Origin of the sequence: Streptomyces sp. NPDC002490 (assembly GCF_040296045.1) — a bacterium.
GTDB lineage: Bacteria > Actinomycetota > Actinomycetes > Streptomycetales > Streptomycetaceae > Streptomyces.
This window is the reverse complement of record NZ_JBEOWM010000033.1, coordinates 42,823-55,305: the sequence shown is the minus strand read 5'-3', so window position 1 is coordinate 55,305 and position 12,483 is coordinate 42,823. Positions and strand designations below refer to the sequence as shown.

The window sequence follows — 12,483 nt, the reverse complement described above, 5'->3', positions numbered from 1 at the left end:
CGCCCGCCGCCCGTCAGCCCGACGCCCCCGGGGCCCGGTGACCGCGCAGCCGCCGCCACACCGCCGGCACCGCGCTCAGCAGCAGCGTCAGACCCACCGCGGTGGCGACGCCCTCCCAGGGCTCCGCGAACAACGCCCCGCCGAGGATGCCGATCAACTGGTAGGTCACCGCCCAGGCCAGGGCGGCCGGCACGGCGCCCCGGGCGAACCGGTGCACCGGCCACTCGGCCAGCAGACAGGCCAGCATCACCGGAATCCGCCCGGCCGGCACCAGCCGGGACAGCACCAGCACCGCCACCCCGTGGTCCTGGAGCCCCTGCTGGGCCCGGGCCAACCGGTCCGCGGGGGCGTGCGCCCGGATCGCCCCGAGCCAGCGCGAGCCGCCCCGCGACCGGAGCCCCCGCTGCCCCAACCAGTACAGGGTCACGTCCCCGACGAGCGCCGCCAACGAGGCCACCACGAACACCAGGAGCAGGGCGAACGGCGCGGTCTGGTGGAACGCGACCACCGCCGCCGAACTCACCAACGCGCCCGTCGGCACCACCGGCACCAACGCCCCGATCAGCACCAGCAGGAACAGCGACGGATATCCGAGTGCCTGCTGGGTGGACTCGTGCGGCACCGCCGAAGCGGCCAACCAGTTCACCGGCCGACCTCCGGCCGCACGCTCTCGCCGTGCCCCAACAGGTGCACCGCCACGCCCGGCGCCCGTGCCGCGACCGACCGCACGAACTCGTCACCGGGGGAGTGGAACTCGTGCGGGCGCACCCCGTCCATCCCGATCGGCCAGTAGGTGCCGTAGTGCACCGGCACCGCGCTGCGCGGGGCCAGCCGGGCCGCCGCCTCCGCCGCCCGGCCCGCGTCCAGGTGCCCGTGGCCCAGGAACGGGCCCCAGCCGCCGACCGGCAGCAGCGCCACGTCCACCGGCCCCACCTCGGCCGCCATGCCCTCGAACAGCCCGGTGTCCCCCGCGAAGTACGTCCGGGCCTGGCCGCTCACCACGAATCCCAGGGCGGGCGAGCGCCGCGGACCCACCGGCAGCCGCCGCCCGTCGTGCGCCGCGGAGACCGCACGCACCGACAGGTCCCCGTGCACGAGCTCCTCGCCCGGCGCGACCTCGGTGATCCGTGCCCCGGTGAGCCGGCGCAGCGCCGGCACCGCCCGCAGGGCGCCGCGCGGCACCACGACCCGGGTGCCCGAGGGGAGCGCCGCCAACGACGGCACGTGCAGGTGATCGGCGTGCAGATGCGAGACGAGGACCAGGTCGGCCGCCCGCGCGCGCCCCGGTGGCACGGCGCCCCGGCGGCGCCGCAGGTGGGCCAGCCGCCGCGCGAACAGCGGGTCGGTGAGCACCCGGGTCCCCGAATCCTCCACCGTGCAGGTGGCGTGCCCCCACCAGGTGATCTCCACCGGCACCGGTCTTCCTCCTCCACGCGACTCCCCCCGAGCCTACGGGCAGCGGTAGGGTCGACGCCCGAACGATGACGTGAGGGGCTCGCATGGACAGCGACGGCAACGGCGACGGCGGCGTTGACGACGGCGACACGGCCGGCGCGGTACGGGTCGCGGCGATCGCGAGCCTGACCCCGCTGGAGGAACTGGACGCCGACCCGTTCCTGGTGGACTCGCGGAGCCAGTACGCGATGTGCGCCCGCTGGGCCGCCGCACAGGGCTACGTGATCACCCGCGAGCTCCTGGTGCACGCCCTCCGGTTCGACCACCGCGCCCTGTGGACCGACGTCGACGACGGCCAGGTCGACCTGTTCGTGGCGCCCAGCCGCCGGGTGCTGGAGCGCGCCCTGCGCTCCGTGGACGAGTTCACCGCCGAATGCGCCCGGCGCGGGGTGCGGGTGGAGACGGTGGGCTCCGCGGAACCGGCGTACGACGCGGAGATGAAGGCCCGGGTGCACCGCAGGCTGTCGATGCCCACCGCGGGGTACGACGGCCGCTGACCTCCCGCCTCCCCTGCGCCACGGCCCGCTCCGGCGCGTACGGACGTGCGCCCCGGAGCGGACGGCGGGCGCACGGGTGCCCGGGGTGCGCTCCCGACCGGCGACGCCTCCGGGCGCCGGGCGACGTCACCCCGGGGTGTGCGAGGGTGGACGGGGAAGCGGATGCGTGAGGCGGGTGGACGTCGGGTGGCCACGGGACGATGGCGGCGGATCGGCAGTGCCGCATGGCGCTCGGTCACCGTGTGGGCGGTCAGCACGCTCACCATGCTCGTCCTCGCCGGCATCCTGCCCGACTTCCGCCTCCAGTCGGCCGACGGCGACAGCGCCACCCGCATCGCCGTCACCGCAGCCCTCGGCGCCGGAGCGTTCGGCCTGCTCAGCGCACTGGTCTGGCCGCTGCTGGTGCGCGCCCTGCTGCTGGTGCCGGCGTTGGTGCTCGGGCTGCTGGTGTTCTTCCTGAACGGTTCCCTGCTCCTGCTCGCGATGCGCCTCAACCCGGCCGGCCGGGGCGAGGTCGCCCCCGAGACCGCGGTGGTCGTCGCCGCGGTGATGTCCGCCGTGGCCTCGGCGACCGGCGCGGCCCTCGCGGTCCGCGACGACGACGCCTACCGGCGCCGCCTCTCCCGGCTGGCGGCCCGCCGGCGCGCCCGCACCGACAGGTGCCCGGGCACCCCCGGCACCGTGTTCATCCAACTCGACGGCGTGGGCCACGACGTCCTCGTGCACGCCGTCGACCACGGGCTGATGCCCACCGTCGCGGCCTGGCTCGGCGTCCCCGACCCGGCCGACGGGCCCGGGGCCCCGACGGGCACCGCCACCCACGGGCTGATCCCCTGGCGCACCGACTGGTCCAGCCAGACCGGGGCCAGCCAACTCGGCATCCTGCACGGCAGCAACCACGACGTCCCCGCCTTCCGCTGGTACGAGAAGGACACCCGCGAGGTGGTGGTGTGCAACCGCCCCACCAGCGCCGCCGAACTGCAACGGCGCGCCGTCGCACGCACCGGCGGCCCCGGGCTGCTCGCCCTCGACGGGGCCAGCCGGGGCAACCTGTTCAGCGGCGGCGCCGACCAACTCGCCCTGGTGCTCTCGGTCTCCGCCCGACGCGGCCGGGAGAACCGGTCCCGCGCCGGGTACTTCGCGTACTTCAGCGACCCGGCCAACGCGGTCCGCACCGCCCTCTCCTTCGTCGCGGAAGTGTCCCGCGAGATCACCCAGTCCACCCGGTCCCGGCTGCGGCACGACCGCCCGCGGGTGTCCCGCGGCGGCCTCTACCCCCTGGTGCGGGCCTTCGCGACGGTCGTGGAACGCGACGTCGTGGTGGCCGCGGTCCTCGGTGACATGCTCGCCGGCCGCGGCGCCGTCTACGCCGACCTGGTCGCCTACGACGAGGTCGCCCACCACTCCGGCCCCCGCAGCGGCGACACCGAGCGCGTCCTCACCCGGCTGGACCGCTCGCTGGCCCTGCTGGCGGAGGTCGCCGAACACGCACCCCGCCCCTACCGCATCGTGGTCCTCTCCGACCACGGCCAGAGCCCCGGGGAAACGTTCCTCGGCCGCTACGGCCTCAGCCTCGGCAACCTCGTCCGCGCCGGCTGCGGACTACCGGTGCCGCGGCGGGCGCACCGCACCCACAGCGGCGCCGAAGCCCGCGCCGCGGTCCGGGCCGCCCTGCACCGCCCCGTCGAGGAGCCCTCCTCCGTGCCGGACGCCCCGACACCCCGCGCGGAGCCCCTGGTCCTGGCCTCCGGCAACCTCGGCCTGGTGTCCTTCCCCGACGTGCCGCACCGGATGACCCGTCAGGAGATCGACCGCCGCCACCCCGCCCTGCTGTCCACCCTCGCCAATCACCCCGGCATCGGCTTCCTCCTCGTCGCCGACGAGGAGCACGGCGGGGTGGTGCTGGGCCCCCGCGGCCTCGCGGTCCCGCTCACCGAACTCGACCGCACCCCCGGCCCGCTCGCCGACTTCGGTCCGGGCGCCGCCGACGCGGTCCGGCGCACCCACGCCTTCCCGCACGTCGCCGACATCATGGTGAACTCCTGGTACGACCCGCAGAGCGGCGAGGTCCTCGCCTTCGAGGAACAGATCGGCTCGCACGGCGGACTCGGCGGCGACCAGAACCGTCCGTTCCTGCTCCACCCCCTCGACCTGCCCGATCCCCGGACGGACGGCGCGGAACTCGTCGGCGCGGAGCACCTGCACCGGGTGTTCCGCACCTGGCTCGCCGAGACCGAAGGCCCCCAGATACCGCTCACCGCCACCCGTACCGTCCGCACGCCCCCCACCGCCGTCCCCCCGGAGGAGCCCGACCGGGGAGGTCACCCGAGCCGGACGGCCGGCAGCGGCTCCACGTCGAACGGGCGGACGCCCAGGGCCTCCTCGGACCGGGCGCGCACCAGCGGCAGCGCCTCGTAGAGGTCCGCACCGAGGCGGTGCAGGGTGTCGGAGCGGCGCGACTCCCAGACGGGGAACTCCCCCGCGGCGGTGCGCGAGGCGGTCTCCCAGAGCAGCACGTCGCCGTTCTCGCTCCGGGCGAAGACCTCCAGCGAGCCGGGCAGGGCCCAGTGGCCGTCCGGTTCCACCATCCAGTCGAAGCCCTCGCGCTCGCCCTCGCGGTACGCCGCCCGGAAACGCTCCGTGAGCTCCGCGCCACGCCCCTGGCAGCCGTCGGCGTACCCGGCGAGCACCGGCGGAAGGACCAGCCACAGACCGAAGGCGCGCCCCCACCCGGCGCAGCGGACGAACGCGCGGTACGAGGGCGGGAACCCACCACCGTCCGCGAAGCGGTACCCGTCGAGGACGTCGAAGTCGACGTGCCCCAGCGTGGGCGTGCCCCGCACGCGCAGTCCGACCACGGCTCCACCGTCCATGCGGGGAGCCTACCGAGGGCGGCCCGGCCAGGTCCGGTCGGTGGCTTCCGGAGGCCGCGCGAAATGCAGCTGCACCGGCAGGACCCGCCCGGCACACTGGTGGCTCCGGTCGGTGCTCCGCCCGCCGGCCCGCCCCCCGTCCCCACCCGCTGGAGCCGCCGAGTGCAGTCCGCCGTCACCGTCACCCCCTCCCGGATCCCCGAACTGCTGCTGGGCCTCGCGACCGTGCGACCGGTGTTCCTCTGGGGCGCGCCCGGCATCGGAAAGTCCTCCCTGGTACGGCAGTTCGCGGACTCCCTCGGCCTGGAGTGCGTGAGCCTGCTCGGCACCCAGCTCGCCCCCGAGGACCTGATCGGCGTTCCCCAGATCCGTGACGGACGGTCCGTGTTCTGCCCGCCCGAGACCATCGCCCGCGACGAGCCGTACTGCCTCTTCCTCGACGAGCTGAACGCCTCCACGCCCGACGTGCAGAAGGCGTTCTACTCGCTGATCCTCGACCGGCGCATCGGCAGTTACGAACTGCCCGAAGGGTCCCTGGTGATCGGTGCCGGCAACCGGGCCACCGACAACGCGCTCGCCCGCCCGATGGCCTCCGCGCTGCTCAACCGGCTGACCCACGTCCACCTCCGGGCCTCCGCGACCGACTGGCTGACCTGGGCCGCCGGCCACGACATCCACCCCTGGGTCCTCGACCACCTCACCGACCGACCCGACCACCTGTGGTCCACCCCGCCCAAGACCGAGGAGCCGTTCTCCACGCCCCGCTCCTGGCACATGCTCTCCGACGCCCTGCACTCCTTCGGGCCGGGCATCGACGAGGACACCGTGCAGATCGTCGCCCACGGCACGCTCTCCCCGGCGCACGCCGTCGCCTTCTGCGGCTACGTGAAGATCGTGCGGCACGCCTACGGCATCGAGGCCATCATCAAGGGCGACGCCTCCTGGCCCCGCGGCCGGGGCGACCGGGACCTGCTCTACTACCTCGCCGAAGCGTTCCGGGGCCGGCTCATCAAGGAACTGCCCGCCGACCGGGAGCACGTGTCGCCGACGGTCCGCCAGACCGCCTACCGGGCCAAGTCCCTGCTGGTGCAACTCGCGGAGATCTCCGTGGAGGTCGCCCAGACCGTCATCGCCGACGACGCGGCCGGCCAACCGGTACTGCCCGCCTGGTTCCTCATCGAGGCGGTCCGCGACATGCCCCGTCTGGTGGAGGCCCGACGGTGAGCCGCCGCGGCCCGGCCCGCCGGCAACCGAAGACCAGCGACCCGGCTGCCGAGGCGTTCGCCGCCGGGCTGCGCAGCGCCCTCGCCAACCCCGCGCTGGCCGCCCTGGAACCCCGGGTGTGCCGCACCAAGAAGTGCTGCGACTGCCCCCGCGAGGGGCTGTGCCGCATCGACTCCACGGGCGTGCTGCACGTCAACCCCACCCGCCGGGCCGCACCCGACGCCTGGGCCTGGGCGATCGCCCACTGCGTCATCCACCTGGGATTCGGTCACGTCCCGGCGGCGACCGGAGTGCGGATCCAGCCGGACCGGTTCGACACCGCCGCCCGCTGCACCGTGGTCAGCCGCTTCCAGGAGACGTTCCCCTGCGGGCGCGCCCCCGAGGACCTGCCCGCGCACTGGCCCGGCGGCGACGAGGAGCAACTCGCCGCCCGCTGGCGCCGCGACGGTCTGCCGCCCGCCCACGAACGCTGCGGCACCGCAGGCGCTTCCCCCGACCAGATCCTGGTGCCCTGGCCCGAGGAACCGTGCCAGCCGAATCCCCCCGACTGGCGGGAGGCGTTCGCCCGGGAACTCACCCGCGGCGTCTCCCTGGCGATGGACGTGGCCGGCGGACGCCGGACCTCCGCCGACGCCGACGCACCGGCGCTGCACCCCTGGGACCTGGCGCTGAACTGGTTCGTCTCCTCCTACCCCCTGCTCGGCGGGATCGCCGCCGGGATGACCGTCGTCGCCGATGCCGGGGTGGCCCGCAGCCACGACATCGCGATCGCCGCCGTCCATCCGGGGGCGGGCGAGATCTACGTCAACCCCCTCGCCCACCTCACCGAGGAGGAGTGGCGGTTCGTCCTGGCCCACGAGATGCTGCACGCCGCGCTCCGCCACGGCGAACGGCTCGGCGGCCGGGACCCGTACCTCTTCAACGTCGCGGCGGACTACGTCGTCAACGGGTGGCTACACACGATGGACGTCGGCGAGATGCCCGAGGGACTGCTGCACGACGCCGCCCTGGCCGATCTGTCGGTCGAGGAGGTGTACGACCGGATCACGGTCGACCTGCGCCGGATGCGCCGGCTGGGCACCCTGCGCGGCAAGGGGCGCGGCGACATCCTCGGGGAGCCGCCGGCCCGCTCCGCCGGCGTCTACGTCGACCTCGACGAGTTCTACCGCCGCGGCCTGGTCCAGGGCTTCGACCTGCACGGGTACCAGGAACGGGGGCTGTTGCCCGCGGGGCTGGTGGAGGAGATCCGGGCGCTCAGCCACCCGCCGCTGCCCTGGGACGCCCGGTTGGCCCGCTGGTTCGACGCCCAGGTCCCCCGTCCCGAGTCGCTGCGCAGCTTCGCCCGGCCCTCCCGACGACAGGCGTCGACCCCGGACATCCCGCGCGCCGGACGCTGGTTCCCGCCCGAGGAGGTGGCCCGCTGCACCTTCGGCGTGGTCCTGGACACCTCCGGCTCGATGCCGAGGGAACTGCTCGGCAAGGCACTGGGCGCCATCGCCTCCTACGCCGCCGCCCGCGACGTGCCCGCGGCCCGGGTGGTGTTCTGCGACGCCGCCCCCCACGACGCCGGGTACCTCCCCGTCGAGGAGATCGCCGGCCGGGTCCGGGTCACCGGCCGCGGCGGGACCGTGCTCCAGCCCGCGGTCGACCTGCTGGCCCGCGCCGAGGACTTCCCGCCCGGTGCGCCGCTGTTGGTCATCACCGACGGCGACTGCGACGTGCTGCGCATCCGCCGCGAACACGCCTACCTGGTCCCCCAGGGCGCAGGGCTCCCGTTCCACGCCCGGGGGCCGGTGTTCCGGGTGCACTGAGCGGGTGGGCGCGCGCGCCCGCCCCGGAGTGTGATCGGATGGGGGGCGACGGTCCCCGTCGACGGGGACCCGGCCGTACGTCAGGAAAGGGCACTCACGTGGCAACCACGCGCTCCGCGCACACCGTTTGGGAAGGCAACCTCCTCCAGGGCAACGGTGTCGTCACCTTCGACTCCTCCGGCATCGGCGAGCAGCCGGTGTCCTGGCCGTCCCGCGCCGAGCAGGCCAACGGCAAGACCAGCCCCGAGGAACTGATCGCCGCCGCGCACTCCAGCTGCTTCTCGATGGCGCTGTCGCACGGCCTGGCCGGCGCGGGCACCCCGTCGACCAAGCTGGTCACCTCGGCCGACGTGACCTTCCAGCCGGGCGAGGGCATCACCGGCATCCACCTCACCGTCGAGGGCACCGTTCCGGGCGTCGACGAGGAGACCTTCGTCGCCGCCGCCGAGAACGCCAAGGCCAACTGCCCCGTCAGCCAGGCCCTCACCGGCACGACGATCACGCTGTCGGCGAAGCTGGTCTGATCCCGTGGTGGTGCCGTGCCTCCGGTACGGGGCACGGCACCACCCGGGCCCACGGGGGTTCAGGCGAGGGTGAAGCCCGAGTAGCCGTCGCGGGCGACCGCGTCGCAGCGCTCGCGGTAGACGTCGGCTCCGCTGGTGTAGGCGAGGAAGCCGCGGGCCTTCCCGGGGACGTTCGCCCCCGTGTACCAGGACTCCGCGGCCGGGTAGAGGGTGCGGTCCGCGACCTCGGCGGCGTGCCGGACCCAGTCCCGTTCGGCCGCCCCGGTCGCCTCGATCTCGGTCCAGCCGCCGTCCCGCAGGAACCGGACGCAGTCCGTGATCCACTCCACGTGCTGCTCGATGGAGACCGCCATGTTGGTGAGCACCGAGGGGCTGAGCGGCCCGGTCACCGTGAACAGGTTGGGGAATCCGGCCGCGGCGAGCCCCAGATAGGTGAGCGGACCCCGCGCCCACTTCTCGCGCAGGGTCACCCCGTCCCGTCCGACCAGGTCGATGCCGGTCAGGGCGCCCGTCATGGCGTCGAAACCGGTCGCCAGCACCAGGACGTCCGCGGGGAACTCCTCCTCCTCGGTGCGCAGCCCCTTGGCCGTGACCTCCACCAACGGGGTGCGCCGCAGGTCGACCAGGCGCACGTGCGGCTGGTTGAACGTCGTGTAGTAGCCGGTGTCCAGACAGGGCCGCTTGGTGCCGAAGGGGTAGGTGCGCGGCGAGAGCAGTTCGGCGGTGGCCGGGTCGGTGACGGTTGCACGGATCTTGCCGCGGACGAACTCGGCGACTGTCTCGTTCGCCGTCCGGTCCACCAACAGGTCGGTGTACGAGCGCAACAGGGCGCTGAGGACGCCCTCGGACCAGGCGGCCTCGTACCGTTCGACGCGCTCCGCCGCCGACGCCTCCAGCGCCGACCGGGTGGGCATCGGGAGCACCGAGCCGCCCTTGCTGCGGCGCTGTGCGTCCCGGAACGCCGGGTACTCCGCCTTGCGCGCGGTGACCTCGGGTCCGCTCAGCGGCCGGTTGAGGGCGGGGAGTGCGTAGACCGGGGTGCGTTGGAACACGGTCAGGGCGGCGGCCCGGCGGGCGATCAGCGGAATGCACTGCACCCCCGAGGAACCGGTGCCGATGACCGCGACCCGGCGGTCGTCGAGGTCCGCACCGGTGCGCGGCCAGCGCGCGGTGTGGTGCACGGGGCCCGCGAAGGCGTCGAGTCCCGGCACCTCCGGGTCCTTGGGCACGGTGGAACAACCCGAGGCCATGATCAGGAACCGGGTGGTGACCCGCTCGCCGGTGTCCGTCGACACCTCCCACCAGCGGTGGCGCTCGTCGTAGACGGCGCGGGTGACGCGGGTGCCCAGGGTGAGGTGCGGGCGCAGCCCGAACCGGTCGGCCACATGGCGCAGGTAGCGCAGGATCTCGGGCTGGGTGGCGTACCTCTCGGACCAGACCCACTCCTGGTCCAGTTCGGGGGAGAAGGAGTAGGAGTACGTCATCGACTCGATGTCGCACCGGGCCCCGGGGTAGCGGTTCCAGTACCAGGTGCCGCCGACGTCGTCCCCCGCTTCGAACACCCGCGTCCGCAGCCCCAGTTCCCGCAGCCTGAGCAATTGGTACAGCCCGGACATCCCGGCCCCGACGACGACGGCGTCGGTGTGCGGGGCGGGCGCGTCGGGGATGCGGGCTGCGGCGGCGGGCATGGGGGCTCCTGGGCAGGGTGGATCGCCGCGGAACCGCCATTCCGCGCACGGGGACGCGTCGATGCTGCTCCAGTGGTGGCAGGGTGCGCCACCGGCCGGCAGGGAACGGCCGGATTGCCCACCCCGCATTGGCCGGTTCTCGCGTCTTCTCGGGCTAGGTCGCCACGGAGTGCCGGGTCGGCGGCGTGCCGGGGGTTCCGGTCCCGTCCCGTCGCCGGCGGCCGAGCGCCGCTCGCAGGAGCAGGAAGAGCAGGAGGGCGAAGGGCGACAGCAGGATCGTCAGGACCAGCAGCGGGCTGGTCACCAGGGGGTTGAGCCGCAAGCGGCGGGCCTCCAGGAAGATCCACTGTCCGATGAGCAGGTCCCAGGCGATGATCTGGGCCCAGACGGCCCCCGCGCCGCCGGCCAGCGCGGTCAGTCGGTGCATGCCCTCCAGGGTGGGCGAACTGACGAGGGCCCAGAGCTCGGGCCAGGCCGCAAGGGCGAGCGCCGTGTAGACGGCGAGCACCGGCAGCGCGGTCCACGGCGAGGACGCGATCCGCACCGTCACGCTCCAACGGGGGGCGAGGACCATGAGGGCCCAGACGGGCGCGGCGCACCAGAACGCGAGGTCGAAGAGGAGTCCGGTCATGCGGAGGCCGCCTCGTGCCGTTGCGCGGCGGCGGGGTCCGGCGGGGAGCCGGCCCCTGCCCGCAGCGCGACCAGGCCGGCGAGCAGGGTGCCCGCGACCAGGGCGGCACCGAGGGCGAGGGTGACGGCGTCGGGGCGCAGCAGCGGTTGTCCGCGCAGGGCCTGCCAGGTCACCAGGGCCAGCAGCCCCGCGTAGCCGCCCGAAGCGGTGAGCACGAGGCGTACCCGAACCGTCTCCGTGCCGAGCCGGGGCAGGTGCGGGGCGAGTGCGGCGAGGACGAGCAGCAGCAGGGGCAGCAGCTGGAGGGCGTGCATGCCGACGAAGTGGGGGATGCGCAGGTCGCCGCCGGTGGTGGACCACCCGGTGAGCGGCATCGAGGGGCCGCCGTCGGGCACGCCCACGCTGTGCGCGCCGACCACGTCCAACGGGCCGTCGCCCATCGAGGCCCGCTGGGCGGCGGTGGGTTGGGCCATTAGGAATCCCACTCCCGCGCCGGCCAGTGCGATCACCGAGCCGAGGCGCAGCGCCCAGGCGGAGGCGCGGTCGGCGAGCCGGGAACGGAACAGCAGGACGGCGATGACCAGGGCGGCCGTCCACAGCACCGCGACGCTGAGGCCCATGACGTCGTAGAGGGCGGAGTCGAAGGCGGTCTCGTGGTTGAAGTGGCTGCGCCGGCCGCGGAGCACCTGGCCGATGATGAGGACCATTTCGACGGTGCCGGTGAGGGCGATGACCGTGCCGGCCCACCAAGCCGCCCTGCGGGCGCGGGTGACGAGCGAGAGCATCCAGGCCAACGACAGCGCGTACGCCAGCAACGAGACCGAGAACTTGAAGGGCTTGAACCAGATGGGCGAGCCCACCAGGGTGCGGTCGTCGAGGAGCAGGCCCACCGCGGAGAGCAGGCCCGTCGCGACCATCAGGGCGGCGAAGAGCATCAACGGTCGATGCCAGGAACGCCAGGAAGACATGGAGACCCCCGTTCCATTTATGGATAGCAGTACTATCTGCTTTCTGTTGTGCACTATCTAGGATGGGGACCGGTAGACGCAAGGGCGAGGAAGGGCGAGCGGGGTCGTGCGCATCGGCGAGTTGAGCCGCAGCACCGGGGTCCCGGTGCCGACGATCAAGTACTACCTGCGGGAGGGGCTGCTGCCGGCCGGTGAGCTGACCCACCGCAACCAGGCGACCTACGGCGAGTCCCACCAGCACCGACTACGGCTGATCCGGGCCCTGCTGGACGTCGGGGGCCTGCGGGTCGCCGTGATCCGGGAGGTGCTGGCCGCGGTCGACGACTCCGGCCGCTCGCTGCACAGCGTGCTGGGCGCCGCCTCCGACGTGCTGATCCGCCCGACGCCGGCGCAGGGGTCCGCGGAGACGGAGCCCGAGCGGGACGAGGTGCTGACGGCGGCTCGTGCCCGGGCGCTCGAACTGATCGCCCGTCGGGGCTGGCGGGTGCAGCAGACCTGTCCGGGCGTCGAGGCGCTGGCCGTGGCGCTCGCGGCGCTGGACGGGGTGGGACTCGACGGGTTCGCGGTGGTGCTCGACGACTACGCCGAGGCCGCGGAGGCGGTGGCGCGGGCGGACCTCGACTTCGTGTCGGGCCGGCGCACCCTCGACGAGGTGGTGGAGGGCGTCATCGTCGGGACGGTGGTGGGGGAGGCCATGTTCGCCGCACTGCGGCACCTCGCCCAGGTGGACCGTTCGGCCCGGATGCACGGGGCGGGAGCCGCCGGGCCGAGCACGGAGCCGGCGGTCGACGGGGGCTGAACCCGCCCGGGCC

12 protein-coding genes are annotated in these 12,483 nt (G+C 74.3%); 6 read left to right on the top strand and 6 right to left on the bottom strand.

Annotated features, from left to right (window positions below; genetic code table 11):
• Positions 1 to 13: 13 nt before the first annotated feature.
• Together ABT092_RS21090 and ABT092_RS21085 are read right to left on the bottom strand one after the other, a co-directional pair.
• Positions 14 to 646 carry a DedA family protein gene (locus ABT092_RS21090; protein ID WP_351246048.1) on the bottom strand — a complete coding sequence of 211 codons (633 nt, stop codon included), beginning with the start codon at positions 644 to 646 and terminating at the stop codon, positions 14 to 16.
• Positions 643 to 1,416 (bottom strand): MBL fold metallo-hydrolase, encoded by a 774-nt coding sequence (locus tag ABT092_RS21085; RefSeq protein ID WP_351246046.1) that lies wholly within the window; start codon positions 1,414 to 1,416, stop codon positions 643 to 645. Before ABT092_RS21085 ends, ABT092_RS21090 begins: the two co-directional genes overlap by 4 nt.
• An 83-nt stretch (positions 1,417 to 1,499) precedes the next feature.
• Here ABT092_RS21085 and ABT092_RS21080 point away from each other — a divergent pair, with 83 nt between their 5' ends.
• The gene (locus ABT092_RS21080) at positions 1,500 to 1,952 is read left to right on the top strand and encodes a hypothetical protein (RefSeq protein WP_351246044.1); all 453 of its coding nucleotides are present in this window, start codon (positions 1,500 to 1,502) and stop codon (positions 1,950 to 1,952) included.
• A gap of 162 nt (positions 1,953 to 2,114) precedes the next feature.
• Positions 2,115 to 4,370 (top strand): phage holin family protein, encoded by a 2,256-nt coding sequence (locus tag ABT092_RS21075; RefSeq protein WP_351246042.1) that lies wholly within the window; start codon positions 2,115 to 2,117, stop codon positions 4,368 to 4,370.
• Here the strand turns inward: ABT092_RS21075 and ABT092_RS21070 are convergent.
• Complete coding sequence (locus ABT092_RS21070; RefSeq protein WP_351246040.1) at positions 4,274 to 4,825, bottom strand: hypothetical protein; 552 nt, start codon at positions 4,823 to 4,825, stop codon at positions 4,274 to 4,276. The genes ABT092_RS21075 and ABT092_RS21070 overlap by 97 nt on opposite strands.
• Positions 4,826 to 4,987: 162 nt before the next feature.
• Here ABT092_RS21070 and ABT092_RS21065 point away from each other — a divergent pair, with 162 nt between their 5' ends.
• The 3 genes from ABT092_RS21065 to ABT092_RS21055 all read left to right on the top strand — a co-directional run bounded on the left by ABT092_RS21065 (position 4,988) and on the right by ABT092_RS21055 (position 8,384).
• The gene (locus tag ABT092_RS21065) at positions 4,988 to 6,049 is read left to right on the top strand and encodes an ATP-binding protein (RefSeq protein ID WP_351246038.1); all 1,062 of its coding nucleotides are present in this window, start codon (positions 4,988 to 4,990) and stop codon (positions 6,047 to 6,049) included.
• Positions 6,046 to 7,860, top strand: a complete 1,815-nt coding sequence (locus ABT092_RS21060) for a vWA domain-containing protein (protein ID WP_351246036.1) — start codon at positions 6,046 to 6,048, stop codon at positions 7,858 to 7,860. The genes ABT092_RS21065 and ABT092_RS21060 overlap by 4 nt, the downstream gene beginning before the upstream one ends.
• Positions 7,861 to 7,958: 98 nt before the next feature.
• Entirely contained in the window at positions 7,959 to 8,384 is a 426-nt protein-coding gene (locus tag ABT092_RS21055; protein WP_351246034.1) for an OsmC family protein, read from the top strand.
• A gap of 59 nt (positions 8,385 to 8,443) precedes the next feature.
• Here ABT092_RS21055 and ABT092_RS21050 read toward each other — a convergent pair whose 3' ends face one another.
• The 3 genes from ABT092_RS21050 to ABT092_RS21040 all read right to left on the bottom strand — a co-directional run bounded on the left by ABT092_RS21050 (position 8,444) and on the right by ABT092_RS21040 (position 11,671).
• Positions 8,444 to 10,072 carry a flavin-containing monooxygenase gene (locus tag ABT092_RS21050; protein WP_351246032.1) on the bottom strand — a complete coding sequence of 543 codons (1,629 nt, stop codon included), beginning with the start codon at positions 10,070 to 10,072 and terminating at the stop codon, positions 8,444 to 8,446.
• Between the two features lie 154 nt (positions 10,073 to 10,226).
• Positions 10,227 to 10,703, bottom strand: coding sequence for an ABA4-like family protein (locus ABT092_RS21045; protein WP_351246030.1), 477 nt, complete (start codon positions 10,701 to 10,703; stop codon positions 10,227 to 10,229).
• Positions 10,700 to 11,671, bottom strand: coding sequence for a hypothetical protein (locus ABT092_RS21040; protein ID WP_351246028.1), 972 nt, complete (start codon positions 11,669 to 11,671; stop codon positions 10,700 to 10,702). The genes ABT092_RS21045 and ABT092_RS21040 overlap by 4 nt, the downstream gene beginning before the upstream one ends.
• A 106-nt stretch (positions 11,672 to 11,777) precedes the next feature.
• On the opposite strand from ABT092_RS21040, the gene ABT092_RS21035 reads away from it, so the two are divergent.
• The gene (locus ABT092_RS21035) at positions 11,778 to 12,470 is read left to right on the top strand and encodes a MerR family transcriptional regulator (protein ID WP_351246026.1); all 693 of its coding nucleotides are present in this window, start codon (positions 11,778 to 11,780) and stop codon (positions 12,468 to 12,470) included.
• Positions 12,471 to 12,483 lie beyond the last annotated feature (13 nt).